Here is a 24,613-nt window from a genome sequence, read left to right as displayed (position 1 = left end):
AGTCCGTTCGGGTGATCGTTCGGACGCCTCCGTCCGCCCTGGTCCGGTCAGCACGGTGGCGCCCGTCAGCCGGTCGGGTTCCAGCCGTCGGTCCCGGCCAGGTAGGCGCGGGCGGTGTGGCGTGCCGCCTGGTCCGGGCCGAGCTGGGGCCGGTTGGGGCCGGTTCCGGCGCCGGGGCCCGTGTTGGCGTACTCGGCGAACCGGGCCGACTTCCAGGAGAAGCCCCCCATGTCGGTCCACGGCCCCTCCGTCTTCACGGCCGCGGGCAGGCTCGTGTTGCGGACGACCAGCTGGCCGACCGCGCTCGCACCGGGGTGCCAGGGGCGGCCGAGGTAGTAGGTCCGGGGCTGGGCGGGGCTGCTGATCGTGCTGTCGGTGATGAGGATCCCGTACGGCTTGGCCGAGTCGGTGTTCGGTGCGGCGAGGTAGCCGTTGTGGCCGCCGGCCGCGGCGCCCCGGTCGCGCAAGGTGATGTTGACGTGGTCGTAGACGGCGGTGGCGTTGCCGAAGACGAAGTCGACGTCGCCCGCGACGAAGCAGTGGCGGAAGTACTGGCGGTACTGGCCCGTGGCCGAGGGTGCCCAGTTCAGGACGGTGTCCTGGTGCCCGATGAAACGCGAGTTGAGGTACTGCTGGCGGTCGCCGGACGCGTTGAGCGCCACCGCCTGGGTGTCCTTGACGCCCGGGTGCGCCGACCTCTGCCAGGTGTTCTCCACCGTGACACCGGTGACGGTGATGTCGTTCGCCGAGAAGGTCGCGGTGGCACTGCCCGCGGTTCCGTACGTACCGCCTCCGGGCTTCGGTGTGCCGGAGGCGTTGTCGTAGGTGATGACGACGTCCTCGGCGTTGCCGGTGGCGCCCTTGAGCGTCAGCCCGCGCTTGGAGGCGGGGACGTTCACCGTCTCCCGGTAGGTGCCGCGCGCCACGAGGACGGTGTCGCCCGCCGCGGCGGCGTCGACGGCGGACTGTACGGAACGGTGGGCGGCGGATCCGTCGGCGGCGACCGTCAGCGTACGGCCGCCGGTGGGACGGGACGGCGCCGGAGCCGACGGGGCGGAAGCGGACGGGGTGGGCCCCTGGCCTCCGGTCTCGGTGAGGACGCCGGCGCCCGCCGTCGCCGCGAGCTTCTTCGGCAGTCCGGCGGCGGGCTCCAGTCCGGCGGTGAGGGTGGGCTTCCAGCCGACGGTGGTCTTGATCTTCTTCCCGGGGTGGGCGGCGTTGTAGGCGGCGACCAGGTCCGCGGGGGCGCCACCGACGAGGTTGCCGCTGCCCGCGATCGCTCCGGTGCCGTCGCCGCTGAACAGCTGGGAGGTCTTCCGGTCGGAGGAGAGCTTCCAGTGGTTGTTCTGCGCTATGACCTGGGCGCCTGCACGGGAGTTGACGCTGTAGCTGTGGGCGTAACCCTCGGACGCCGTGGTGTCGTAGTAGTTGTCGTACAGGTGGATCCGGCCCACCCGGGCGAGCGGGGCGCGCTGGACCACGCCCTGGAAGACGTTGTGGTGGAGCGTCACCCGCAGTTTGGTGTCCTGGTCGCTGCTGCCGATCAGCATCGTCTTGTCGTGGTGCGCGAACCTGTTGTATCCGACGGTGACCAGGTCGGAGGCGTTGGTGATGTCGAGGGCGCCGTCGTGGACCTGGTAGTGGCGGCCGAAGCGGACCGGGTCGGCGGAGTCCGGGTGCGGGAGGTCGGAGAAGCTGTTGTGGTCCACCCAGACGTGGGTGGCGCCTCGCAGGCTGACGGCGTCGTAGGCGGAGTTCCAGTTGCCGGTGGAGCCGTCGGTCGGATCCCACTGCGGGAAGCAGTCCCGGACGTCGGTGAGCGCGAGGTTGCGGATGATCACGTTGTCGGCGTTCTTCACCACCAGGCTGCCGCCGGTGATCCCCGCTCCGGTGCCGGGCACTCCGATGACGGTGGTCCGCGCCGGCACCGTGAACACCATGCGGGCGGCCTGCTTGGCCTGGGCCGCCCTGCGGGCGTTCTCCTGGGCGCCGGACGGCAGTTTGGTACGGCCCCAGACCGCGGGATCGTACGCCTTGAGGTAAGAGTCGAGCGAGTAGCCGGTGCCCGCGGCGTAGTCGGCGCAGTTCTGGCGCTTCCCGTTGTCGTCGGTGTTCGCGTCGATCAGGCCCTTCACGCGGACGATCCTGGGGGCGTCGGCCGGGGTCGCGGCCAGGGCCTTCGCCAGCTCGGCGCGGGTGGAGACGGTGAAGACGCGCGCCGCGGCCGCGTCCCGGCCGCCGGTGGTGCCCGAGCCGCTCGCGGCCCAGCCGTCCCGGGCGGGCAGGACGCCGTGGGCGAGGTCGGCGGGTGCCACGGCATCGGCCTTCACGACGAGCGGTACGGCGCCGAGACCGGCGGCGACCAGGGTGGCCGCGCCGGCCAGGACGAGCCTTCGGCGCCCTGTGGCGCGGCGGTGGGGGGAAGCGGACATGGGGGTGGCTCCTTGGGACGAGATGCACTGTTCACCCCTCAGTTGCCGCCGGAGCCCGAAAGGTTGCCGTGCACCCCGCCGAAAGGTCCGCCCAACCTGGCGGGAGACGTTCCGGGCTGCCGGAATCGAGTACGTCGTCCACCGCTTCGGTGGCGGAAGCAGCCGCGCCGAGTTCGCCCTCATCGTCGGCGCGGGCGGCGGCAAAGCCCTCGATGCCGCGCGTGCCGCAGCGGACGACCTCGATCTCCCCAGGGCCAGTTGTCCGACCGCGGCCCCCGAACCGCACTCCTACCTGCACGGTGAGAAGGTCGCCTCGGCGTACTCACCCCACTCGTCCGCCGGTCTCGTCGCGGGCCCACATCCCACCCGAGATGTGGGCCCGTTCGCTTCCGTCGGCCGCGCACGCTCTACCAGGACGACTTCGTGACTCCGGGCAGGAAACCGGCGTGCGCCTGTTCACGCATCCGCACGCGGGACAGTCCGAACTTCCGCAGGTGTCCGCGGGGCCGCCCGTCGACACCGTCCCGGTTGCGCACCCTGGTCGCGCTCGCGTCGCGCGGCTGCTTGCGCAGCTCGGCCACGGCCGCTCCCCGTTCGGCATCCGTCGAGGACGGCCTCCGGATGATCTCCTTCAGCTCCGCCCGCCGGGTGGCGTAGCGCTCGACGACGGCCTTGCGCTTCTCGTTCTGCGCGATCTTGCTCTGCTTCGCCATCAGACCTTCACCCCACGGGCGCGGATGCGTGCCACCGCGGCCTCGACACCGATCGCGTCGATGGTCTTGATCGCCCTGGCGCTCAGCTTGAGGCGGACATGGCGCCCCTCGCCGGGAAGCCAGTACCGCTTGCTCTGGATGTTGGGGTCGAAGCGGCGGGAAGTGCGCCGGTGCGAGTGGGAGATGGCGTTGCCGAAGCCCGGCTGGGCGCCGGTCAGCTGGCAGTGGGCGGACAAGGGGTTACCTGCCTGTCTCTGAACGGGGATCGTTATTGGAAATGATTTCCATTCCCGTATAGTAGCCCCATGGCACGCACCGAAGTACGCCCGATCGTCAAGCTCCGCTCCACCGCGGGCACCGGCTACACCTACGTCACCCGCAAGAACCGGCGGAACGATCCCGACCGGATGGTGCTGCGCAAGTTCGACCCGGTGGTCCGCCGGCACGTCGACTTCCGCGAAGAGCGCTGAACCCCGTCCCCGCTCCCCCGACCCCTGCCTGAAAGACACGCCATGAAGCCTGGAATCCACCCCGCCTACGGACCCGTCGTCTTCCGCGACAAGGCCGCCGACTTCGCCTTCCTCACCCGCTCGACCGCCACCAGCGACAAGACGGTGGAGTGGGAGGACGGCAAGACCTACCCCGTCATCGACGTGGAGATCTCCTCGCGGAGCCACCCCTTCTACACCGGCACCGCCCGCGTCCTGGACACCGCCGGCCGCGTCGAGCGCTTCGAGCGCCGCTACGGGGGCGGCAAGTGAGACTGCCCGTCGTCATCATCGGCGGGCTGCACTCCGACGCCCGCAAGGAGGTCGTGGACCGGCTGCTCCGGTCCGTGCCCGGCAGTGTCGCGCTCCACCACGACCTGGCCACGGCGCCCACCGGCACCGTGCTGCGGATCGTGCGCGACGCCTCGGGCGAACTGTCACGAGGTGAGGCGCCGCTCTTCAACGACTGCGCCTGCTGCGCGCTCCGCGAGGACCTGGTCCCCGAGCTCGAACGGCTGGCCGGCAGCGGAATGACGCGCCTGGCCGTCGTCGAGCTGTGGGACTCCGTCGAGCCCAAGGCGATGGCCGAGGTCGTCGCCGGGCACGGCGGCGACGACCTCGATCTCACCGGCGTGATCACCGCGGTGGACCCCGCGCTCGTCCTGCCGTATCTCGTCAACGGCGACGATCTGGCGGATGTGGGCCTCGCGGCGGCCGCCTCGGACCGGCGCACGGTCGGGGACACCTGGGCCCGGCAGCTGGAGTACGCCCCCGTACTGGCCCTCGTGGACGGCAAGGACGCCGACGAGGAGGACCTTGCCCTCTTGGCCCAACTCCATCCGACCGCCCGCCGGGTGTCCGCCGGATCCGGGGAACTGGCCAAGGTCGCCTTCGCCGGCTTCGACGTGGAGACGGCAGCCGCCGCCCAGCACCCGGCCTGCGCCTTGCTGCCGCAGGAGGCGGAGGAGGCGGGAGTCACCACCCTCGTCTGGCACCGCAGGCGCCCCTTCCATCCCGAGCGGCTCTACGAAGCCCTGGAGGACCTCTGCTGCGCCGCTGCCCGCAGCCGCGGCCGGTTCTGGCTCGCCGACCGGCCCGACACCTTGCTGGCCTGGGACGCCGCGGGCGGCGCGCTGTGCGTGGAGAACGCCGGGCCCTGGCTGGCCTCCCTCCCGGACGCCGCCTGGGAGTTGGTGCCGCCGATGCGCAGGGCGGCCGCCTCGCTCGACTGGCATCCGGAGCACGGCGACTGCTGCCAGCACCTCGTCTTCACCTCGCCCGGCCTCGACCGCGACGGGCTGGAGCGGCTCCTGGAGTCCTGCCTGCTCACGGACGCCGAGTACGCCTCGGGGCGCGAGGAGTGGCGGAGACTGCCGGCCGCCTTCGACTCGCTCCTCGACCCCGTCTCCTGACGCCCCACCGACCAGCACCTCGACCGCACACACCGCTCAAGGAGCCCTCATGGCCCGCCGCCAAGCCCCGCACAAGCCGCTGAAGTCCCGCCCCAACCCCCTGGACGCGGCAAAGATCACGTACATCGACTACAAGGACACCGACCTGCTGCGGAAGTTCGTCTCCGACCGCGGCAAGATCCGCAGCCGTCGCGTCACCCGGGTCACGGCGCAGCAGCAGCGACGGCTCGCCGCCGCGATCAAGAACGCCCGCGAGATGGCCCTGCTCCCGTACGGCAGCAGCCGGTAGGGCCTCGCACGCACTGCGCGGCGGCGACCGCGCGCACGCATCGGTCTGAGCGACCCTGCTCCGCCCCGAGGGCTGAGCGGCCACGCACGCGTACGACCGAGGCGAACTCGTCTTCATCGGCACCGCGTTCCGCGCGGAAGCTGCCGTCAAGGTGGCGGCAGCTTCCGGTCGGTGGCTCACACGGCGACCTGCGGGGTGTCGGTGGCGACGCCGTGGTGCTCGCCCTCGGGGCGTCCTTGCCGGGGCAGCAGGAAGGTGATGGCGAGGAACGCGACCAGCAGGCACGCCTGGACGACCAGGGCGTAGTGGAAGCCGCCGGTGAACTCGCCGGCCTTGGCCCGGTCGAAGAACACGGAGCCGAACACGGCGACACCGAGGGAGCCCCCGATGGACTGGACCGCGGACAGGACTCCGGAGGCGGAGCCGATCTCGTCGTCGTCCACGGCGGCCAGGATGAAACTGAACAGGGCGGCGATGACCATGCCCGCGCCGATGCCCGAGACGGCCACGCCCGGGGCGATGTCCCAGATCGAGAACGAGGCGGCGCTCAGGCCGTCGAGTTCGAACCAGAGCAGGGCCGCGCCGGCGAGCTGGACGAGCGGGCCGATCTGGAGGACCTTGCGGCCGATCCTGTCGGCGAGGACGGCGCCGCTGACCGCACCGCCGATGGCCGTGCCCACCGCGAGCGGCAGGTTGCCGAGCCCCGCGTCGCCGGCGGTGAACTGCCGGCCGATCTGCAGGTAGAGGGTCAGCACGAGCTGCGTGCCGACGAGCCCGGCGAAGAACAGGGCGATGGCGCCGAGCCCGACGCTGAAGGCGGGCTTGCGCAGCAGGCCGGGGGTGACCAGCGGCTCGCGGCCCGCCGCGGCCGTACGGCGCTGCTGCAGCGCGAAGAGGGCGAACGCGATGGCCGAGGCGGCCATGGACAGCCAGGTCCACAACGGCCAGCCGTCCTCCTGCCCCTGGTTCAGCGGCAGGACGAGGAAGGTGCAGGCCATGACGATCAGCGCCGCACCAACCATGTCGATGCTCACCGTCCGGTCACCGGCCTTCTTCGGCACGCACTTCGCGGCGACGATCAGGGCCGCGATGCCGATGGGCAGGTTGATCAGGAACACCGACCGCCAGCCGAGGCCGAAGAAGTCGCCCTCGATGAGGAAGCCGCCGAGGACCGGGCCGATGATGCCTCCGAGCCCCAGGACGGGCCCGAAGATCCCGAAGACCTTCGTGAGCTCGCGACCCGAGAAGTTCTCCCGCAGCAGGCCGAGCCCCTGGGGCAGGAGCATCGCCCCGGCGGCGCCCTGCAGCAGCCGGAAGGCGATCAGCGACCCGATGTTCGGCGCCAGCGCGCACAGCAGTGAGGTGGCGGTGAAGGCGGCCAGGCCGAGCAGGAACATGCGGCGCCGCCCGTAGCGGTCGCCGAGCCGGCCGCCCAGCACGAGTCCGGCGCCCAGGGTGAGCGCGTAGCCGCCGATCACCCACTGCAGGCCGACGGAGCCGGCCCCGAGGGACCTCTCCAGGTCGGGACCGGCGACGTTGACGATCGAGGCGTCCAGGAGATCCATGATCTCCGCGACGAGCATCACCACCAGGATCAGCCACCGCCATCGGTAGGGCTCGGTGGTCTCGTCGGGGGTGGGGGACGGATCATGCACGCCAGATACCTCCATCATGGAATAGTTCCACCGTGAAGGTAAAGTGGTGACGGTAGGTTGTCAAAAGCAGACCGCCGAGGCGGAGCACGCGGCAGGAGAGAAGGGCGGAGGGCCTCCATGGAGGAAGCGCAGCGCGACGACGTCGCGGCGCAGCACGAGCGGCTGATGGAATCGCTGAGGATTCACGGCCGCCACTACGCCGAACTCAGTCGGCGCTTCGCCGCCTGGCTGGGCCTGCACTCGACCGACGCGACCGCCGTACTGGAGATCGCCGCCGCGGAAGAGCGCGGCACTCCCCTGTCGCCGGCGCGGCTGAGCGAACGCATCCCCCTGTCCACGGGGGCCACCACCGCGCTCCTGAACCGTCTCGAAGCAGCGGGGCACATCACCCGCGTCCGCGAACACTCCGACCGGCGCGTCATCACCCTGCGCAGTGGCACGCACATCCAGGAACGGGCGGACGAGTTCTTCGGCCCGCTCGCCCACCGCCTGGACACCACGATGTCGCACTACCCGCCGCAGCTCCTGGAGCAGTTCGACTCGTTCATGGCCGACCTGAACTCCGCCATGGACACCCACCTCAGCGAGCAGGACGCGGCGCCGCCGGCTCATCCTCCGGCGTGACGTGGGCGAGGAGGGCCAGCGCCGTCCGCGCGGGTGAGCCGGCCTCCGTGGTGGCGACCACGAGGACGTCACCGCGGCGGCCGGTCACGATCGCCGGAACGTGAGCCAGTGCCTCCAGCAGCTGCCCGGTGGCCCGCGTCACCCGCTTCGGGGCGGGCCGTCGGCGCCGACCGGGGCCCTGGGCCGTCCGGGCCGGGTTGTGCAGGTGCAGGCGCTCGGTCTCTTCCAGCCGCAGGGCCCGGGCAAGGGCGTCCAGCACCTGCGGCGAGGCGTTCAGGGAGTGCCCCTGCAGAGGTCGTGTTCCCGGGTGGTGGCGCTCAAGGCGTGCTCCTCGATGGGTGGGGTGGTGCCATGTCGGCCGAACCCACGTCACCACCGGTCCTGCCGGGGAGCCAGACCCGCTGGTGCCCATCCACACCGGGGACAGGCTGTGCGGTGGGGATCGGCCCATACTCGGATCCTGCTGCCCCTCGCGCAATGGATCGCCGAGGAAGTATGAGACGCAGGCCGGAGCCCCGCCGGCCTCGCCCGGACACGTGGACGACGTGCTGCGGTGGATTCCCGGTCGGGAGGGTTCTACCGTGAAAGCAACACCTGGAGCGGCCATGCCCATGCCCATCGCCCCATCCCCGGCCCGCCCGTCCCGGTCACCGCAGCCGCCGACGACGCCCGGGCGCGCGCCGGTGAGATGACCGGGTCCGGCAGGACCCGTCGGCTGTCGCCCCTGGGACGGATGCGCAGCGCGGCCCGGCGCGCGCGGGCCGGACGCCGCTGGGTGCACGTCCGGGACGTGGACCTGTGGCAACGCTCCCTCGGCTTCGCGGCGCTCGGGTTCCTGACCCTGGTGCCCCTGCTCATCGTCGTGTCCGCGGCGGACACCCGCAGCGGGCAGGGGTTCGCGCAGTGGCTGGGAGACGGTCTCGGCGTCTCTCCGGCCGCCAGGGCCGAGATCGAGCGGCTCTTCGCCCTGCCCGGCCAGGCGTGGCGGACCACGACGGCCTTCGGCCTCGCGCTGCTCGCCGTGTTCGGCCTGTCCTTCGGCACGATGCTGCAGAGCGGCTACGAACGGGTCTGGGACCTGCCCCCGTCCCGCTGGTGGGCCCGCTGGCGTCACGTGCTGTGGCTGAGCGTGCTGGTGGGGGCACTCTTCCTCTCGGCGATCGCCCCGCCGTGGCGCGACTCCCCGGCCCGCGGCTTCGTCACGGCCGCGATCGGAACCCTCTTCTTCTGGTGGTCCCAGCACCTGCTGCTCGGCGGCCGGGTCCCGTGGACCGCCCTGCTCCCCGGGGCCGTGGCCACCATGTTCGGGCTGCTCGGCCTGCGGGTCTTCTCCCGGCTCGTCTTCTCACCGCTGATCGCCTCCAGCGCCGTCACCTACGGCCCCTTCGGAACCGTCCTCGTCATCCAGACCTGGCTCGTCGGCGTCGGCGTGGTCGTCTTCGGGGGCGCGCTCGTAGGCCGGTTCCTCCACGACGAGCTGCAGCGCCGGGCGCCTCCGGTGGCACCCGGGCAGTGAGGCGGGAGGCGGGCCGGCCGGGGTCCTTCACCGGCGGGATACGGGCGCCGGCCAGGTGACGGATCACCCGGACAAGGGCCGGGCCGTGACCCCGTGAGCCGGTTCCTGACCGGCCCCGGTGGCCAGCACGCGCACTTCCGACCGGTTGCTGATCTCCGCCTGGATGATGCCCGTGGCGTCCTCGTAGACCGGGTGGCCTCCCGGCCCCGTCCGGTCCGTGACGGTCACCCGCACGACGTCCTGGCCGCCCTCGGTCACGCCGGGGAACACCAACTCGTACGCTCGCACCAGATCCGTCCGTCCCATCACCCTCTCCCCTCTGCGCCGGTACCGGCGCGGGGCAGTCGCAATGAGTCCTTCCGTTTCATCCTCCCCCTGCCGGACCGATGGCGCCGATCGTGGGCTCATGGCAGTGGGCCCGGACTCTGGGAGTCCGGGCCCACTGCCTTTGATCCGATCAGGCCGGCGGGATGCCGAAGGGGCTGCTGGTGGCGTAGTAGGTCCGCAGTTCCTCGCGGTACCCGGGGTTGGTGAGGTGCTTGTCCCGGTGGAACTCGGGCGCGTTCTTGATCTGGCCCATCGTCCGGTCGACCAAGACCTTCCGCTCCTCCGGGACGATGCTCACGACGGTGCTCGCCGGCAGCAGGACCTCCTTCCCGAAGATCCACACGCCGGTGTCCACGACCAGATAGGCGTCACCGACCTCGTCGGAGTGCTTGTCGACCTTGCCGATGCCGCCGTCGGTCGCCTCGACCTTGTAGCCGGTCAGATCGACACCGGCCAGGTGACCGGCGGTCGACTTGTAACTCCACACATGTTCAGTCACGCGAAAACAACTCCTCCGGTAGGGGAGGCGGGCAGGCGATTCCCTGCCGCCGTCCTTTCTCCGTACGTACTGCGGGGGAACTCTCCGGCCCGCTACCAGCGGTACCAGCGACCGCTGCCGCCCTTGGGTCGGGCGACGAAACCGAGCAGCCACAACACCAGTACGGCTATGGCCACCCACCACAGGATCTTCAGTGCGAAACCCGCACCGACGAGAACCAGGATCAGAAGCAGAACGAGAAGAAGGGGAACCATGATTATCGACCTCCGAAAGGCCGTCTGCCCCGCTCCCGCCCGCTCACACAGGCGAATTCGTGAATGCGTCGTCACCGGTACCACAGGCGCGCAGGATTTCACCCCCGGCCCGTTCCCCTCCGCGCAGCGGAACCCTCGCGCCCGTCCGGCGTTCACAGGCCGAGGTCGAGGAGGGCCTTCTCCACGAGCTCGGTGAGCGCCGGGTGGATCCAGTACGGGGAACCGGCCAGGGTGCGCGCGTCGATTCCCAGGGTCATCGCCAGGACGAGGGGCTGGATGAGGGTGGCGGCCTGCGGGCCCATGAGGTGGGCGCCGAGCAGGCGGCCGGTGCCGCGTTCGGCGAGCACCTTGCAGAAGCCGGTGGTGTCCTCCATCGCCCAGCCGTAGGCGATGTCCGCGTACCGGGCCTCCCCCACCAGCGGGTTGAGGCCCCGGTCGCGGCAGTCCTGGCCGGTGGCGCCGATGGAGGCGATCTGGGGGCTGGTGAAGACGGCCGCGGGCACCAGGTCGTGGTCGGCGGCGATCAGGTCGTCGGGGTGGCGGAGGTTGTGGGCGACGACCTGCGCCTCGCGGTTCGCCACGTGCTTGAGCGGCACCGGTGTGCAGATGTCACCGAGCGCGAAGACCCCTTGCGCGGTGGTGCGTTGGTGCGCATCGACGACGATGCGGCCGTCGCCGTGGGTGGCGACGCCCGCGGCGTCGAGGTTCAGCCGGTCGCTGTTGGGCACGCGGCCCGCGGCGACCAGCAGCGTGTCCGCCTCGACCGTGGAGGCATCGTCCAAGGTCAGCCGTAGGGCGCCCGGGCGGCCGCCCACCGCGGTCACTTCCCGGCCCAGTCTGAGGTCGTAGCGGGAACGGGCCAGTTCGGTGAACCGTTCGGCGACCGTCTCGTCCTGGGGGCCGAGCAGCCGGTCCTCCTTCTCCACGATGACCACGGAGCTGCCGGCCGCCGCGAACACCTCCGCGAGCTCGGCCGCGATGTAGCCACCGCCGAGGACGGCCAGGCGGCGGGGCGGCGCGTCGATCCGCATGACGGTGTCGGACGTCTCGTACGGCAGCCCGGAGTCGAGGACGGGCGGAGGCACCAGTGGGCGGCCGCCGGCGGCGATGACGAGCTGCCGTGCGCTGATGTCGACGAAGCCGCCGCCGAGGTCCGCGAGGTCGATCCGCAGTTCGCGCGGGCCGGTGAAGCGCGCCCTTCCCTCGTACACGGTGACGGAGTCCGACTCCCGGCGCCCCCGGCGGCCCTCCTCGCGGTCGGCGTCCAGGCGCCCGAACACCCGGTCGCGCAGAGCCCGCCAGCGCACGCCGAGCAGCTCCGCGCCGACGTCGTACGTACCGGCTTCGCCTACGGTCCGGGCCACGTGGGCGGCGTAGGCGAACATCTTGCTCGGGATGCAGCCCGCGTTCAGGCAGGTTCCGCCGAACCACTTCTCCTCGACGATCGCCACGTCGAGACCGGCGAAGGAATCGTCGATGACGGCGTTGCCGGATCCCGCACCGATGACGACGAGATCGTGGTGCCGCATCGGGTCACGTCTCGGTGGTGCGGACCTGCCGCACGCGGGGCTGACGGAGCGGGGCGCCGGCGTGGTGGAGGCTGGCGAGGGTCTGCCGGTAGGAGTTGATCAGGCTGGTCTCCAGGTAGCTCACTCCGAGCTCCTGGCAGTGGCCGCGGACGATGACCTGGGCCCGGCGCAGGTGCGGGCTGGGCATGCTCGGGAAGAGGTGGTGCTCGATCTGGTAGTTCAGGCCGCCGAGCACGATGTCGGTGAACCGGCCGCCCCGCACGTCGCGGGAGGTCAGCACCTGGCGGCGCAGGAAGTCCGGCCGGTCCGCGCCCCGCAGGGTCGGCATGCCCTTGTGGTTCGGGGCGAAGATGGATCCGAGGTAGATGCCGAAGAGGCACTGGTGGACCACCAGGAACGCGATCGCCTTGCCGGGCGGCAGCACCAGGAACAGCGCGCCGAGATAGACCGCGAGGTGCGTGAAGAGGAGGGTGCCCTCCCACGCCCGGTCCTTCAGGGCGCCGTCGGCCAGGGACCGGATCCCGGACACGTGCAGGTTGAAGCCCTCCAGCGTGAGCAGGGGGAAGAACAGGAACGCCTGGGAGCGTCCCAGGAGCCGGGGTAGCCCCTTGGAGGCCCGGGCCTGGTCCTGTGTCCAGACCAGGATGTCCGGATCGAGATCGGGGTCGAGGTCCTCGTGGTTGGGGTTGGCGTGGTGCCGGCTGTGCTTGTCCTGCCACCAGCCGTATCCCATCCCGATGCCGAGGTTCCCGGCGAGCCGCCCGGACACCTCGCTGGACCTGCGCAGGCGGAAGACCTGCCGGTGCGCGACGTCGTGCGCCAGCAGAGCCACCTGGCCGAAGACGAAGGCCAGGAATCCGGCGGTGATCAGGTTCCACCAGCTGTCCCCGATCAGCACGAAGGCCGTGCAACCGAGGGCGTAGAGGGTCGTCACGACGGTGATGCGCAGTGCGTAGTAGCCCGGGCGCCGGCCCATCAGGCCGGCCGCCTGGATCTTCCTGGACAGCCGGGCGAAGTCGCTCCCCGTTTCCGCCCCTGCGGGCGGGGGTCGCACCTTCTCCAAAGAGTTCATGGCCGGTTACCAGTAGTGGCGACGTCCGCCGACCGCGTGACCGACCGAGCCCAGAATCCACAGCACCGCGCCCACCACGAGCAGAATGATCCCGATGGTCCACAGGATGGAGATTCCGGTCAGGAATCCGATGAGCAGGAGGATGAGTCCGGCGAAAATCATGGTGGCCTCGTTCTCATGTGGGGAATTCGACGGAACGGTTGATCCGCCGTGGCGCTTTGGATCGCGTCTACCCGGGAAATCCGTCCTTAGCTGTCGATCGGCCCCGAACTTCTGCGGAGGAAATTCCGCCGCTCATCCAAGGAGCTTTCCGTGACCGGACCCGGAATGGACGGCTTCACCGACGTCCTCGATTACGCGATGTACGTCGTGACGGCGGCGGCCGACGGAGAACGGGCCGGGTGCCTGGTGGGATTCGCCTCGCAGTGCTCGATCGACCCGCCCCGTTTCATGGTGTGGATCTCCACGTCCAACCGGACGTACCGCGTCGCACGCCGCGCCTCGCACGTGGCGGTCCACGTGCTGCGCCGCGAGCAGAGGCCCACGGCGGACTGGTTCGGCGGGCGGACCGGCGACGACGTGGACAAGTTCGAGCGGGTGGACTGGCGGCCCGGAGAAGGGTCCGCACCGGTCCTCGCGGACTGCCTCGCCTGGTTCGTCGGCCGGGTACGAGGGCACGTGGAGGGCGACGGGGACCACGTCGGCTTCCTGCTCGACCCGGTGGAGCAGAGCCCGCCCGGGCGGCGCGACGAGCCGCCCCTGCTCCGGTTCAGCGATATCGCCGACATCTCACCGGGGCACCCTGCTTGATGGCCGGCGGCCGGCAGCCTCGTATCGGACTGCGGTCGGTGCACACCGGGCAAGGCGATCAGCCGCGCCCGGGCGTCTGCGCTGGTCAGGACCGTGTCGGGCATCGGGCACCTCCGGGGATCGGACGCGGTGATCCCCGCTGGGCGGATCGCGTCGGTGGACGGAACGACTGGCGACTGCCCGGACAGCGGAGGCCTACCCAGGGCCTGCCGATCTTCGGAGGAACACACGAGGATCTTCGGCACCGTGCACGGGCCTGCCGACGGCCGTCGCGGCGGAGCCCCGGGCGGCCGCGGCCCGGCCCCGTGGCTGTCGGGGGACGGCGTGCCGAGACCCCCTACGGGATCCCTGCGCGGGGAAAGGGTCAGCCCTCCCCGTGAGGGGGTATATAGCCATCGGGAAGACGACGACGGTCCCCGCTGCGCCTGCCGGCTTCAGCCCCATCCGTCAGAGGTTTCACATGTCACCCACCACCCGCGACACGGCGGACCCCCTCCATACCGGGCTCCTCCCGGACCTCCTCGGCCTCCCCGAGAACCTCCCCGAGAACCTGGTCGGCGTGAGCACGACGGACGCCCGGACCCTGTCCACCTCGCTCTTCCGGCGTCTTGGCACCCTGGAGGAGGGCACTGCCGAGTTCTCGTACGTGCGCAACACCCTCGTCGAGCTGAACCTCAGCCTGGTGAAGTACGCGGCCCGCCGCTACCGCGCGCGCAGGGAACCGCTGGAGGACATCATCCAGGTCGGCACGATCGGCCTGATCAAGGCCATCAACCGGTTCGACGTGGAGCGCGGGACCGAGTTCGCCACGTTCGCGATCCCCACCATCACCGGTGAGATCAAGCGGTTCTTCCGTGACACCAGCTGGTCGGTGAAGGTCCCCAGGCGTCTGCAGGAACTCCGGCTCGACATCGCCAGGACCTACGACGCCCTCGAACAGGGGCTGGGCCGCCGGCCGTCCGAACACGAGCTGGCACACCGCCTCGGGATCACCGACAGCGAGCTGGCCGAGGGCCTCCAGGCGAGCAACGGCTACACCGCCGGGTCCCTCGACGCACCGCTCGGCGAGGACTCCGACGCGTCGCCGCTGACGTCTTCGCTCGGCGTCGAGGAAGCCGCGTACGACCGCATCGAATGCCTGGAAACCCTCAAGCCCCTGCTGACGACCCTCAGCGACCGCGATCGCCGGATCCTGGCCCTGCGCTTCGGCGAGGAACTCACCCAGTCCGAGATCGGCGACCGGCTCGGCCTCTCCCAGATGCACGTCTCCCGGCTGCTGAGCCGGATCACGGAACGGCTGAGGACGGGTCTTCTGACCGACGACGGCGTCCCTGACGACTCCGTGTAGGCCGTCCGCGCCGCGCGCGATGCTCGTGCGGTAGTGGCGCCCTGCTCACCTGGACGTGCGCGGGGCGCGGACGACCAGGCGGTCGGGCGCCGTCGCCAGCGGCGCGGGCAGGCTCCGGCCCACCGCGCCGGGTGTGAGCGAACCGAGGACGCTCGGGTGCCGGGCGCCGGTGCAGGAGGGGAGGGTCGCGGGCAGACCGTGCGCGGTGAGCCAGCCCAGGACCGCGAAGGCGTACGCCTCCTTCGTGCCGGACGGCAGCCCCAGCTCGTCCGACGTACGCAGCGCCGCGCCCGCGCCGCCCCCGCCCAGTTCCTCCCGCAGCCACCGCATCAGCACCGGGTTGCGGGTGCCGCCGCCCGATGCGATCACCTCCGTCGGCCCGAAGGGCCGGACGGCGTCGGCGACGGTCCGTGCCGTGAGCCGGGTCAGGGTGGCGACGACGTCCTCGGCGGACAGCGGCCCGCAGGTGTCCAGGGCCGCGCGCAGATAGGGCAGGTGGAACAGTTCCTTGCCGGTCGTCTTCGGTGCGGGCAGGGCGTAGTACGGCTCGTCCAGCAGTTTCCGCAGCAGCCCCGGGTGCACGGTGCCGCGGGCGGCGAGCACGCCGTCCACGTCCATGGACGGCGCCCCGCCCGGGGCGCCACCCCCTGCGAGCTCCCGTACCGCCGCGTCGATCAGCGCGTTGGCGGGTCCGGTGTCGAAGGCCAGCGGTGCGCCGCCCGCCCCGTCCGCGACCACCGTCACGTTGGCGATGCCGCCCAGGTTGAGCGCCACGGGGACGCCCGGCCGCCCGCGCAGCCACATGACGTCGAAGACGCTCACCAGCGGCGCACCCTGTCCCCCGGCGGCCACGTCCCGCGTACGGAAACCCGAGACGACCGGCCGGCCCGTGGCCTCGGCGATCCAGGCCGGCTCGCCGATCTGGAGCGTGCCGTACACGCGGCCGGACCCGGTCCAGTGGTACACGGTCTGCCCGTGGGAGGCCGTCAGATCGCTCCGGCCGCCGCACAGTTCGAGGTCGGCCCGTACGGCCGCCGCGGCGAAGGCCTGTCCGATGCGCGTGTCGAGCCTGCACACCGTGGCGAAGTCCGTCGCGGCGGGTGGCAGCGCCCCGGCCAGCTCCGCCCGCAGACCGTTCTCGTACGCGGTACTGATCATGCCGAGCGGCGTGAGCACCAGCGTGTCCCCGTCCAGGGCGAGGTCCGCGGCGGCCGCGTCGATGGCGTCGTACGAGGTGCCCGACATCAGCCCCACCACGCGCAGGTCGCCCGCCCTGCGGACGCCCGCCGGCGGGCCGCTCACCGCAGCGCCCGCTCGTGGTCGTCGCCGCGCAGGGTCAGCAGCGCGGCGACGCTGACCGCGCAGGCGGTCGCGGCGTAGTACGCGGGGATGTCGGCGTCCCCGGTCCACGCGACGGCCCTGGTGATGATCAGCCCCGCACATCCCGAGAACACGGCGTTGGACAGCGCGTACGCGAGCCCCAGCCCGGTGTAGCGCACCGTGGTCGGGAACATCTCGGACAGCATCGCGGGGCCTGGTCCGGCCATCAGCCCGACGGCGGCGCCCGCGGCGAAGAGCGCGGCCCCCTTCGCGTACACCGGTGCGCCCGGGTCCTGGACCAGGTTCAGCAGCGGCAGTGCGAGCACGGCCACCAGCAGGGCTCCGGCCAGCATCACCGTCCGCCGCCCGAGCCGGTCGCTGAGCGCGCCGGCGGGCAGGATGGTCGCCGCGAACCCCAGGTTCGCCAGCACGGTCGCCACGAGGGCCTGCTGGAAGGTCGCGTTCAGGGTGTTCTGGAGGTAGGAGGGCAGGACCACCAGGAAGGTGTACCCGGCCGCCGACCAGCCCATGACCCGCCCGGCGCCCAGCGCGACGGCCTTGACCGTCTCCCCGGCGGGCGGTCGCCGTGGGGGTCCGCCCGCCGGGGTGACGGCCGCGACGAAGGCGGGCGTCTCGTCCAGGCGCACGCGCAGCCACAGTGCGGCGAGCCCGAGCGGCAGCGTCAGCAGGAAGGGCACCCGCCAGCCCCAGGCGTTCAGCTCCGAGGGGGTCAGTACCGTCGCCAGGAGCGCCGTCGTAGCAGCGCCCGCGAGCAGGCCGAGCGCGACCGTGAACGACTGCCACGCCCCGTACCGCCCCCGGCGGCCCGGCGGCACGCTCTCCGTCATCACCGAGACCGCTCCGCCGAACTCCCCTCCCGCCGAAAGCCCTTGCACGATCCGCAGCAGCGTCAGCAGCCACGGCGCGGCCGCGCCGATGGTCGCGTACGTCGGGAGCGCGCCGATGAGCGTCGTGGCGCCGGTCATCAGGCAGATGACCAGGACGAGCGTCGGCCGACGGCCGATCCGGTCACCGAGCCGCCCGAACACCGCAGCCCCGACGGGCCGGAAGAAGAACGCGAGGGCGAAGGAGGCGTACGTCTTGACGAGCCCCTCCACCGCGCTGCCGCCCTCGGGAGTGAAGAAGTGCGCCGCGATGACGGTGGCGAGGTAGCCGTAGACGCCGAACTCGTACCACTCGATGAAGTTGCCGACGCAGCCGCCGAGCAGCGCCCGGCGGGAACGGGCCCGCCGGTCCGCTCCCACAGGGGAGCGGACCGGTCCGGGGGCGGGTGAGAGCATGGGGCAAGCCTGCTGAGCGTGTGGCCGCTCCACAAGTTCCGTCAGCCATCTGCCGCGAACGCGCAGGCAGACCGCCCTGATCAGTGCCCGCATGGTCGGGGTGGGGCGGGGCAGGTGCGGGGCGATGTGAGCAGTGGATCGATGTGAGCCACGGATCGGTGTGAACAGCGGATCGGCGGGCGGCGGCATGCGAAGCGTAGGCGTGGAAGAAGAGCTGTTGCTGGTGGACGCCCGCACCGGTGAGCCGCGGGCCCTCTCGGGGGCCGTGCTCGCGGCTGCGGACCGGTCCGTCGTACGGCCTGCGGGGGGCGACGAACCGCAGGGGCACGCCTTTGAGAAGGAGCTGCAGGAGGAACAGCTGGAGTTCGCCACCAAGCCGGTGACCGAGATGGGCGAGCTCCAGAAGGAGATCACCCGCTGGCGCGGGGAAGCCGCCCGGCACGCCGCGTCCGCAGGGGCGCTGGTCGCGGCCCTCGGCACCTCGCCGCTGCCGGTCCGGCCCTCGTTGAGCACGGGCAAGCGGTACGAGTGGGTCGGCGAGCAGTTCGGTCTGACCGCGCAGGAGCAGCTGACCTGCGGCTGCCACGTCCACGTGTCGGTCGAGTCGGACGAGGAGGGCGTCGCCGTCCTGGACCGGATCCGCCCCTGGCTGCCCGTACTCACCGCGATGAGCGCGAACTCTCCGTTCTGGCAGGGCGAGGACAGCGGGTACGCCAGCTACCGCAGCCGGGTCTGGAACCGGCTGCCGTCGGCCGGGCCCACGGACCTCTTCGGGTCCGCCGACCGCTATCACGAACAGGTGCACGCCATGCTCGGCACCGGCGTGCTGCGCGACGAGGGGATGATGTACTTCGACGCCCGGCTGTCCGCCGCCTACCCGACGGTGGAGGTCAGGGTCGCGGACGTCTGCCTGGAGGCGTCGACTCCGGTCCTCCTGGCGGCCCTGGTACGCGGACTGGTCGAGACCGCCGCGCGCGCCTGGCGGGACGGACAGCCGCCGGCCAGGATCGGTACGGGCCTGCTGCGGCTGGCAGCCTGGCGCGCCGGCCGCTCCGGGCTGGACGGCCCGCTCATCGACCCCCGCACGATGCGCGAGACGTCGCCCGCCGTGGCCGTCGGGGCGCTCCACGCCCACGTACGCGAAGCCCTGGCCGACCACGGCGACGACGAACGCGTCCGGGAGGGCATCGCCCGTCTCCTGGAGCACGGCAACGGGGCGCGCGTCCAGCGCGGGCTGCTGCGTACGGAGGGTGCGCTCGGCGCCGTGGCCACCCGCTGCGCGGAGATCACCGCCGGAGTCCGCGCCTGAGCGGGGCGGGCGACCGGATGCCGCTCCGGGGAGGTCAGCTCGTGGTGGGCCGCCAGGCGGCTTCGGCGGCCTCGGCGGTGGGGTGGGTGGCGAAGACCTGCTCCAGGCCGATCATGCGGAAGATCCGGCTGACGCGTTCGGGGACCGCGGCCAGCGCGATGGTCGCGTCGGCCGCCAGGGCGTGGTTGCGGGCGGCGATGAGCGCGGTGATGCCGCTGGAGTCGCAGAACGTGACGGCGCCGAGGTCGAGGGTGAGCTGCTGGCCCGGGCGCAGCTCGAGTGCCGGCAGGGCGGCGCGGACCTCGGGTGCGGTGTGGTAATCGAGGTCCCCGGCCAGCTCGACGACCGTTCCGGCGGTGCTGGTGCGGGTGCGGAGTGTCAAGGGCTGGGTCACGGCTGCTCTTCACTGGTGGGTCGGGGCACGTGGATGGCCAGGACGGCGACGTCGTCGTCCACGCCGGTGCCCAGGGTGTCGAGCAGGGACCGGACCGCGTCGATGACGTCTGTCGCGGTGGTGGGGGCCAGGGCGCGGCCGAAGCCGAGGAGGGCGTCGTCGCCGTAGCGGTCGCCGCCGCCTCCGGCCGTGTGGGCTTCGGTGAGGCCGTCGGTGTGCAGGAGCAGGGTGTCGCCGGAGGCGAGGTGCACGGTGGTGGCGGCGATGTGGGCGTCGGGGAGGACGCCGATGAGCTGCCCGCCGGGGGTGGGCAGGTAGTCGGCGGTTCCGTCCTCACGCATCAAGAGGGCGGGTGGATGTCCGCCGCTCGCCAGGGTGATGCGGAAGCCGCCCCGGTCTCTGTCGGGGGTGAGCAGGCCGAACACGACCGTGCAGAAGCGCGGATCGGTGCCGTTGTACTCGTGGTTCAGGACCGTGTTGAGGTTGCCGAGGACGGCGACCGGGTCGGGGTCGTACACGGCTGCGGCGCGCAGCGTGTAGCGGGCCAGGGAGGTGACGGCCGCGGCGGCTGCGCCCTTGCCGCACACGTCGCCCAGGAACAACCCCCAGGCGCCGGCGGCCAGGGGGAAGAGGTCGTAGAAGTCGCCGCCGACCTCGTCGGCGGAGGCGACGTGGTAGTGCGCGGCCACGTCCAGGCCCGGTACGCGTCCCAGCGTCGGCGGCAGCAGCGTCTTCTGCAGCGTGGCGTTCAGCCGTTTCAGGCGATCGCGCTCCAGGTCGGCTTCCTTGCGGGCGCGCAGCAGCTCCGCTTCGTAGGCCCGGCGGTCGCGGGCGTCGAAGACGGTGGTGCGGATCAGCAGCGGCTGCCCGTCGTCGCCCGATTTCACCGTCGAGGTGATCAGGGCGGGCAGACGGGAGCCGTCGGCGGCCTTCAGTTCCAGGGCGATGCCGTTGACCTCGCCCTGCATCCGCAGCAGCGGGGCGAAGTGGGTCTCGTGGTAGATCCGGCCGCCGACGGTCAGCAGGTCGGAGAAGTGCTTGCGGCCCACCAGGTCGCCGCGTCCGTAGCCGAGCCAGTTGAGCAGGGTGGCGTTCACCTTCGCGATCCGGCCGTCCATCAGCGTGGACAGGTATCCGCACGGCGCGTGCTCGTACAGATCCTCGGCGCTGTCCTCCAGCAGGGCGGAGAACCGCGCCTGTTCGTCCGCCGGTCCGCGTTCTCCTGTGGGGCTTTCCTCTTCCGCGTCGTCGGTCTTGCACATCATCGGGCCGCTCCGGCGAACGCGCCGATCGCCGCGGCGGTCTCTTCGGGGGCGGAGAGCTGGGGGCAGTGGCCGGTCGCGCTCAGGGTGACCAGCCGGCTGCCGGGAATCCGCGACTGCACGAAGGCGCCCACTCCGGGCGGAGCGATCGCGTCACTGGAGCACTCCGCGACCAGAGTGGGAACCGTCACCTTCGCGAGGTCCTCGCGGTTGTCGGACAGGAACGTCACCCGGGCGAAGACCCGCGCGATCTCCGGATCGGTGCGGCAGAAGCTGTTGGTCAGCTCTTCACCCAGCTCCGGACGCTCCGGGTTACCCATGATCACCGGCGCCATGGCCCCCGACCAGCCCAGATAGTTCGCGTCCAGCGACTCCAGCAGCTCCTCGATGTCCTCGGCGCTGAACCCGCCCCGGTAGCCGGCGGCCGGATCGTCGATGAAGCACAGTGAGGGAGCGAGCAGGACCAGACCGGCGAACGCCTCCGGCTCCCGCGCCGCGGCGAGCACACCCATCATCGCGCTCACCGAATGCCCGACGAACGTCACCGGCCCGAGGGCGAGCTCCCGGCACAGCTCCCGTACGTCCTCGGCGTAGCCGTCCAGCGTCGAATAGCGCTCCCGGCTCCACGCCGACAGGTCCGACCTGCCCGAACCCACGTGGTCGAAGAGGACCACGGTGAAGTCCTTCTCCAGGGCCGGCACCACGAGACGCCACAAGTTCTGATCGCACCCGAACCCGTGCGCGAGCACCACCACCGGTCCACCGGCCCGCCCGGTCACCGTCACGTGATTCCTGCTCCTTACATCCATGGGGCGCATCCTCCCAGACCGCGCCCGGTGGTCCGCGTGACGACATCGCTCACGCGGAGCCCACTCGAAGCTCACGCGGAGCCCAGTCGAACCTCACGGGAAGCTCACGCGAACCGTGCAGCCGGGACCGTCGAACCGGGCAGGACGGCAGAACGCGCGCTTCTTCACGCGGCGGTCAGCGGGATGAACGCCGTGATCGTCTTGCCGCCGAAGCCGCAGAGGGTCTCCGTACGGTCGGCGATCCGGTTGACCAGCAGCCAGCCGAATCCTCCCGGCATCCCGACCGGCTTGTCCGGCACGCGGGGGCACAGGGTCGACGCGTCCGACACGTCGACCGCCACGCAGTCCTGGAGACGCCGGACGTGGAAATCGGTCACCCCGCCGGCGTGACGGACCGCGTTGGACACCAGCTCGGAAACCACCAGCAGCACGTCGTCCACCAGGCACTCCCCCAAGCCGTCGGCCGACAGGACGTCGCGGGCGATCAGCCGGGCCTCTTCACATCTCAGACCGGCCCTCCGACGCGCTGTACCTGACATCGCCCCTCCTTTCACACCTGGCGTCTGCCCTCTTCTCCGCCACCAATCCCGTTCAGGGCCCACATACTCTGCGGGCAGCGCCAAGGAGACCGGACCGGGTGCGTCCTGTGGGCCTGCCGGGTGCGCACCGACAGGAGGCGGCTTCGCCGAGCGCGCCCGTCAGCGTGAACGGCACGGTGTACGTCGCTCGATTGACGTCCGCCGCGAGCCCGGACGCTCCGTCAGTGCGCCGTGGAGCGCGCCTCCGTGTTGCGCCGGGCCGACCGGGCAGCCCCTTCCTCACGGGTCGTGACCACAGGAATTCGACAGGTAGTAATTAGGTGAATCCTTGACTGAATTCCCGTCAATAGGACCCCACTTGTTATCTCGATTAGATAACGACTGCCCCCGATAAGGCCTGGACCATTAGCGCGTGACGCGCGTAACTAGCTTTATTTCATTAGCTCTTGAGTGTTCATCAGATCTGACGGACAGGTAACGGAACGATTTCTCGAACCGCGCCCCTCTTTGTCCGAATTCTCCGCGGCATTCGTCTGGCAGGCTTCCGCGCACCCACTCATCCGACGTTCACTTGAGGTGCCCATGACAGAACGACGCAGACGGCGTGAACACCGCCGCAAGCCGCGGCGGTTGATGCTCCTCACCGCCGCCATGGCCTCGGCGGCGGTGATCGCCGCCGGCATCGCCTACTCGGGACTGGGGGATGACGCCCGGGCCGTGTCCGTACAAGCCGGTACGGAGGCCGCCGCACCGGCCTCCGCGCCCGCCCGGGACCAGGAGCCCGAACCCCTCGCGGCCGCGCCCGCCAACGAGAGCGCGCGCGGCATGGTCTACGACGGCCTCGCCCCCGCGCCGAAGGGCGACCGGTGTGCCGGGGTCTACCGGACCGGCGCGGGTCTGTGCACCCACGGTCCCGACGCCCCGCCCAAGGGCGTCGACATAACGAAGGACATCGCGCCCGCCGTCAAGGCCTCGGCGCCCGCGGCCGACCCGGCCCGTCCCGCCGCCGACGACCCGGCGGCCGCCGAAGGAGGCGCGCGTCCTCAGGACGCGCCCGCGGCCGACGCCGACCGCGCGGCCGACAAGTCCGCTGCGCCCGCGCCCTCGACCGCCGGTCAGGCCGTCGCCGCCGGCCCCGCGGGCCAGACCGTCCAGTGCGACGGGGACGGCAGCACGGGCAACCGCGTCCAGGTCGTGTACGTCCACGGCCCCGGCCGTGACCGCTACGCAAGTTACGTGGCGTCGTTCCGCAAATGGGCCGCCGACGCCGACCTCATCTACGCCGCCAGCGCCCAGGAGACCGGCGGGGTCCGGCACATCCGCTACGTGACGGCCGCCGACTGCACACCGACCGTGCTCAACATCGAGCTCCCGGACTCCGCGCTCGCGGAGTTCAGCGCGACCAACGCCGCGCTCGCCGGCAAGGGGCTCGACCGTCGCGACCGCAAGTACATGATCTTCGCGGACACCAAGGTCTACTGCGGCATAGGCACCTTCAACGGCGACGAGCGGCCCGGCCAGGCCAACATCAGCAACTTCGGTCCCTCGTACGGACGTACGGACTCCGGCTGCTGGGGCGGCCACACCGCGGCGCACGAACTCGGCCACAACCTGGGCGCGGTCAACAACAGCGCCCCGAACACCAGCCGCGGAGCGCACTGCACCGACGAGTTCGACGTCATGTGCTACTCGGACACCCCGTACTACCCGCAGATGCGCAACATCTGCACCAACCAGGCCTCCGAGAACATCCTGGACTGCAACCACGACGACTACTTCCACACCAGCCCCAGGGCCGGCAGCTACCTGGCCACGCACTGGAACATCGCCGACAACCAGTTCCTGATGAAGAACAAGGGCGGCGGCGGCACCGACCCCGGTCCGAACCCCAGCCCCTCGCCGACCAAGAAGCCGTCGCCCAGCCCGACCAAGAAGCCCACGGGCGGACCGGCCGTGACGGTCGGCCAGGTCCAGTCGGACTCCGCCGTCGTGAGCTGGCCCAAGGTCGAGGGAGCAGCCTGGTACCAGGTCCTGCTGAACGGCAAGCACCTGGGCTGGGTCCAGTCCCCGGTGCTGCGCGTCTACAACCTCCGGCCCGACACCTCCTACACGGTCGCCGTCTCCGTCCGCGACAGCGCCGGCCGGGACAGCGGAGCCGGCAAGGCCGCGTCCTTCCGTACGAAGGGCACGGGCGGCGGCGCGACCACCCCCGGGACCCGGTACCTGCTCGGGAACGGCAGCACCGGCATGGCCGCCGAGGTGTGGGGCGGGCGCAGCGCCGACGGCACCGTGCTCGTCGGGGCCCGCTCCAACGGGTACGCGCAGCAGCAGTGGTACTTCGACGACGCGGGCGGCGGACTGGTCCGCATCCGCTCCGCGGTCTCCGGCAAGTGCCTGCAGCCGGGCGGTACTCCCGCCGCGGGCATGTGGATCGCGCAGCAGCCCTGCGGCCGCACCGGTGCACAGAGCTGGAAGCTGACCACCCGCGGTGGCGCGGTGAGCGTCACCGACCCGAGCGGCGGCTTCGCGCTGACCGTGAGCAGCCGTCCCTACTACGGGAACTGGCTGCTCGACCTCCAGCGCACGGACGGCCGGGCCCCGCAGGTCTGGACCGTGCAGAAGGCCGGCTGACCCAGACAGCCCCCTGAAGTGCCCTCCGGCGGACGGCCGCACCGTGCGGCCGTCCGCCGCCCCTCACCCCACCCGGAGCA

General features: G+C 71.5%; 26 protein-coding genes and 1 pseudogene. 10 read left to right on the top strand and 17 right to left on the bottom strand.

Translation table 11 applies throughout. The annotated features are described in order from the left end of the window. Positions 1-65: 65 nt before the first annotated feature. The 3 genes from OG276_RS40895 to rpmB all read right to left on the bottom strand — a co-directional run bounded on the left by OG276_RS40895 (position 66) and on the right by rpmB (position 3,381). Complete coding sequence (locus OG276_RS40895; RefSeq protein ID WP_323182394.1) at positions 66-2,432, bottom strand: pectinesterase family protein; 2,367 nt, start codon at positions 2,430-2,432, stop codon at positions 66-68. A gap of 407 nt (positions 2,433-2,839) precedes the next feature. Next, positions 2,840-3,145: a 30S ribosomal protein S14 gene (gene rpsN, locus OG276_RS35225; RefSeq protein WP_266911760.1), complete on the bottom strand. Its 306-nt coding sequence runs from the start codon at positions 3,143-3,145 to the stop codon at positions 2,840-2,842. Further along, positions 3,145-3,381 (bottom strand): 50S ribosomal protein L28, encoded by a 237-nt coding sequence (rpmB, locus tag OG276_RS35220; RefSeq protein WP_266911758.1) that lies wholly within the window; start codon positions 3,379-3,381, stop codon positions 3,145-3,147. Before rpmB ends, rpsN begins: the two co-directional genes overlap by 1 nt. Before the next feature lie 69 nt (positions 3,382-3,450). Between rpmB and rpmG the strand changes: the two genes are divergently transcribed. From rpmG to rpsR, 4 genes are read left to right on the top strand one after another with little or no spacing between them, the layout of a single operon-like run. Next, positions 3,451-3,615 carry a 50S ribosomal protein L33 gene (gene rpmG / locus OG276_RS35215; RefSeq protein ID WP_266911756.1) on the top strand — a complete coding sequence of 55 codons (165 nt, stop codon included), beginning with the start codon at positions 3,451-3,453 and terminating at the stop codon, positions 3,613-3,615. Between the two features lie 42 nt (positions 3,616-3,657). Continuing rightward, a complete protein-coding gene (locus OG276_RS35210; RefSeq protein WP_266911754.1) occupies positions 3,658-3,906 on the top strand; it encodes a type B 50S ribosomal protein L31 in 249 nt (82 codons plus the stop codon). Then, complete coding sequence (locus tag OG276_RS35205; protein WP_266911752.1) at positions 3,903-5,045, top strand: GTP-binding protein; 1,143 nt, start codon at positions 3,903-3,905, stop codon at positions 5,043-5,045. Before OG276_RS35210 ends, OG276_RS35205 begins: the two co-directional genes overlap by 4 nt. Before the next feature lie 49 nt (positions 5,046-5,094). After that, positions 5,095-5,334, top strand: a complete 240-nt coding sequence (gene rpsR, locus OG276_RS35200) for a 30S ribosomal protein S18 (protein WP_266911750.1) — start codon at positions 5,095-5,097, stop codon at positions 5,332-5,334. Between the two features lie 176 nt (positions 5,335-5,510). On the opposite strand, the gene OG276_RS35195 is transcribed toward rpsR, so the two are convergent. Continuing rightward, a complete protein-coding gene (locus OG276_RS35195; protein WP_266911748.1) occupies positions 5,511-7,007 on the bottom strand; it encodes an MFS transporter in 1,497 nt (498 codons plus the stop codon). Positions 7,008-7,106: 99 nt separating this feature from the next. Here OG276_RS35195 and OG276_RS35190 point away from each other — a divergent pair, with 99 nt between their 5' ends. Then, entirely contained in the window at positions 7,107-7,613 is a 507-nt protein-coding gene (locus OG276_RS35190; protein ID WP_266911746.1) for a MarR family winged helix-turn-helix transcriptional regulator, read from the top strand. Here the strand turns inward: OG276_RS35190 and OG276_RS35185 are convergent. Beyond that, a complete protein-coding gene (locus OG276_RS35185) occupies positions 7,570-7,872 on the bottom strand; it encodes a hypothetical protein (protein WP_266911744.1) in 303 nt (100 codons plus the stop codon). The two genes, OG276_RS35190 and OG276_RS35185, sit on opposite strands and share 44 nt — an antisense overlap. A gap of 474 nt (positions 7,873-8,346) precedes the next feature. On the opposite strand from OG276_RS35185, the gene OG276_RS35180 reads away from it, so the two are divergent. Beyond that, a complete protein-coding gene (locus OG276_RS35180; protein WP_266911742.1) occupies positions 8,347-9,129 on the top strand; it encodes a YhjD/YihY/BrkB family envelope integrity protein in 783 nt (260 codons plus the stop codon). Between the two features lie 66 nt (positions 9,130-9,195). On the opposite strand, the pseudogene OG276_RS35175 reads toward OG276_RS35180, so the two are convergent. From OG276_RS35175 to OG276_RS35150, 6 genes and pseudogenes are all read right to left on the bottom strand, one after another. Further along, a pseudogene (locus OG276_RS35175) lies at positions 9,196-9,435 on the bottom strand (DUF6296 family protein); the annotation flags it as partial. Between the two features lie 151 nt (positions 9,436-9,586). Continuing rightward, positions 9,587-9,955 (bottom strand): PRC-barrel domain containing protein, encoded by a 369-nt coding sequence (locus OG276_RS35170; RefSeq protein WP_266911738.1) that lies wholly within the window; start codon positions 9,953-9,955, stop codon positions 9,587-9,589. A 92-nt stretch (positions 9,956-10,047) separates the two neighbouring features. Then, complete coding sequence (locus OG276_RS35165; protein WP_266911736.1) at positions 10,048-10,209, bottom strand: hydrophobic protein; 162 nt, start codon at positions 10,207-10,209, stop codon at positions 10,048-10,050. A gap of 152 nt (positions 10,210-10,361) precedes the next feature. Further along, positions 10,362-11,738, bottom strand: coding sequence for a mycothione reductase (locus tag OG276_RS35160; RefSeq protein ID WP_266911734.1), 1,377 nt, complete (start codon positions 11,736-11,738; stop codon positions 10,362-10,364). A gap of 4 nt (positions 11,739-11,742) precedes the next feature. Continuing rightward, on the bottom strand, positions 11,743-12,810 hold the full coding sequence (locus tag OG276_RS35155) for an acyl-CoA desaturase (RefSeq protein WP_266911732.1): 1,068 nt from the start codon (positions 12,808-12,810) through the stop codon (positions 11,743-11,745). Between the two features lie 6 nt (positions 12,811-12,816). Then, a complete protein-coding gene (locus OG276_RS35150) occupies positions 12,817-12,972 on the bottom strand; it encodes a DUF6131 family protein (RefSeq protein WP_204357835.1) in 156 nt (51 codons plus the stop codon). 165 nt (positions 12,973-13,137) lie between these two features. Between OG276_RS35150 and OG276_RS35145 the strand changes: the two genes are divergently transcribed. After that, on the top strand, positions 13,138-13,620 hold the full coding sequence (locus OG276_RS35145) for a flavin reductase family protein (protein ID WP_266913384.1): 483 nt from the start codon (positions 13,138-13,140) through the stop codon (positions 13,618-13,620). Positions 13,621-14,080: 460 nt separating this feature from the next. Further along, entirely contained in the window at positions 14,081-14,968 is an 888-nt protein-coding gene (locus tag OG276_RS35140; protein WP_266911729.1) for a SigB/SigF/SigG family RNA polymerase sigma factor, read from the top strand. Between the two features lie 45 nt (positions 14,969-15,013). Here OG276_RS35140 and OG276_RS35135 read toward each other — a convergent pair whose 3' ends face one another. Both OG276_RS35135 and OG276_RS35130 read right to left on the bottom strand, forming a co-directional pair. Continuing rightward, a complete protein-coding gene (locus tag OG276_RS35135) occupies positions 15,014-16,231 on the bottom strand; it encodes an anhydro-N-acetylmuramic acid kinase (protein WP_266913382.1) in 1,218 nt (405 codons plus the stop codon). A 35-nt stretch (positions 16,232-16,266) separates the two neighbouring features. Further along, positions 16,267-17,589, bottom strand: a complete 1,323-nt coding sequence (locus OG276_RS35130) for an MFS transporter (RefSeq protein WP_266911727.1) — start codon at positions 17,587-17,589, stop codon at positions 16,267-16,269. A gap of 187 nt (positions 17,590-17,776) precedes the next feature. On the opposite strand from OG276_RS35130, the gene OG276_RS35125 reads away from it, so the two are divergent. Beyond that, positions 17,777-18,898 (top strand): glutamate--cysteine ligase, encoded by a 1,122-nt coding sequence (locus OG276_RS35125; RefSeq protein ID WP_266911725.1) that lies wholly within the window; start codon positions 17,777-17,779, stop codon positions 18,896-18,898. Between the two features lie 34 nt (positions 18,899-18,932). Here the strand turns inward: OG276_RS35125 and OG276_RS35120 are convergent, their stop codons facing one another. From OG276_RS35120 to OG276_RS35105, 4 genes are all read right to left on the bottom strand, one after another. Further along, positions 18,933-19,292, bottom strand: coding sequence for an STAS domain-containing protein (locus OG276_RS35120; protein WP_266911723.1), 360 nt, complete (start codon positions 19,290-19,292; stop codon positions 18,933-18,935). Beyond that, positions 19,289-20,554, bottom strand: coding sequence for a PP2C family protein-serine/threonine phosphatase (locus tag OG276_RS35115; RefSeq protein WP_266913380.1), 1,266 nt, complete (start codon positions 20,552-20,554; stop codon positions 19,289-19,291). Before OG276_RS35115 ends, OG276_RS35120 begins: the two co-directional genes overlap by 4 nt. Next, on the bottom strand, positions 20,554-21,363 hold the full coding sequence (locus OG276_RS35110; RefSeq protein WP_266911721.1) for an alpha/beta fold hydrolase: 810 nt from the start codon (positions 21,361-21,363) through the stop codon (positions 20,554-20,556). Before OG276_RS35110 ends, OG276_RS35115 begins: the two co-directional genes overlap by 1 nt. 164 nt (positions 21,364-21,527) lie before the next feature. Then, positions 21,528-21,902 carry an ATP-binding protein gene (locus OG276_RS35105; RefSeq protein WP_266911719.1) on the bottom strand — a complete coding sequence of 125 codons (375 nt, stop codon included), beginning with the start codon at positions 21,900-21,902 and terminating at the stop codon, positions 21,528-21,530. A gap of 582 nt (positions 21,903-22,484) precedes the next feature. Here OG276_RS35105 and OG276_RS35100 point away from each other — a divergent pair. After that, positions 22,485-24,533: an RICIN domain-containing protein gene (locus OG276_RS35100; protein WP_266911717.1), complete on the top strand. Its 2,049-nt coding sequence runs from the start codon at positions 22,485-22,487 to the stop codon at positions 24,531-24,533. The last annotated feature ends 80 nt before the right edge of the window (positions 24,534-24,613 follow it).

Origin of the sequence: Streptomyces sp. NBC_00086 (assembly GCF_026343255.1) — a bacterium.
Lineage (GTDB): Bacteria > Actinomycetota > Actinomycetes > Streptomycetales > Streptomycetaceae > Streptomyces.
This window is presented reverse-complemented; position numbering and strand designations above follow the sequence as displayed.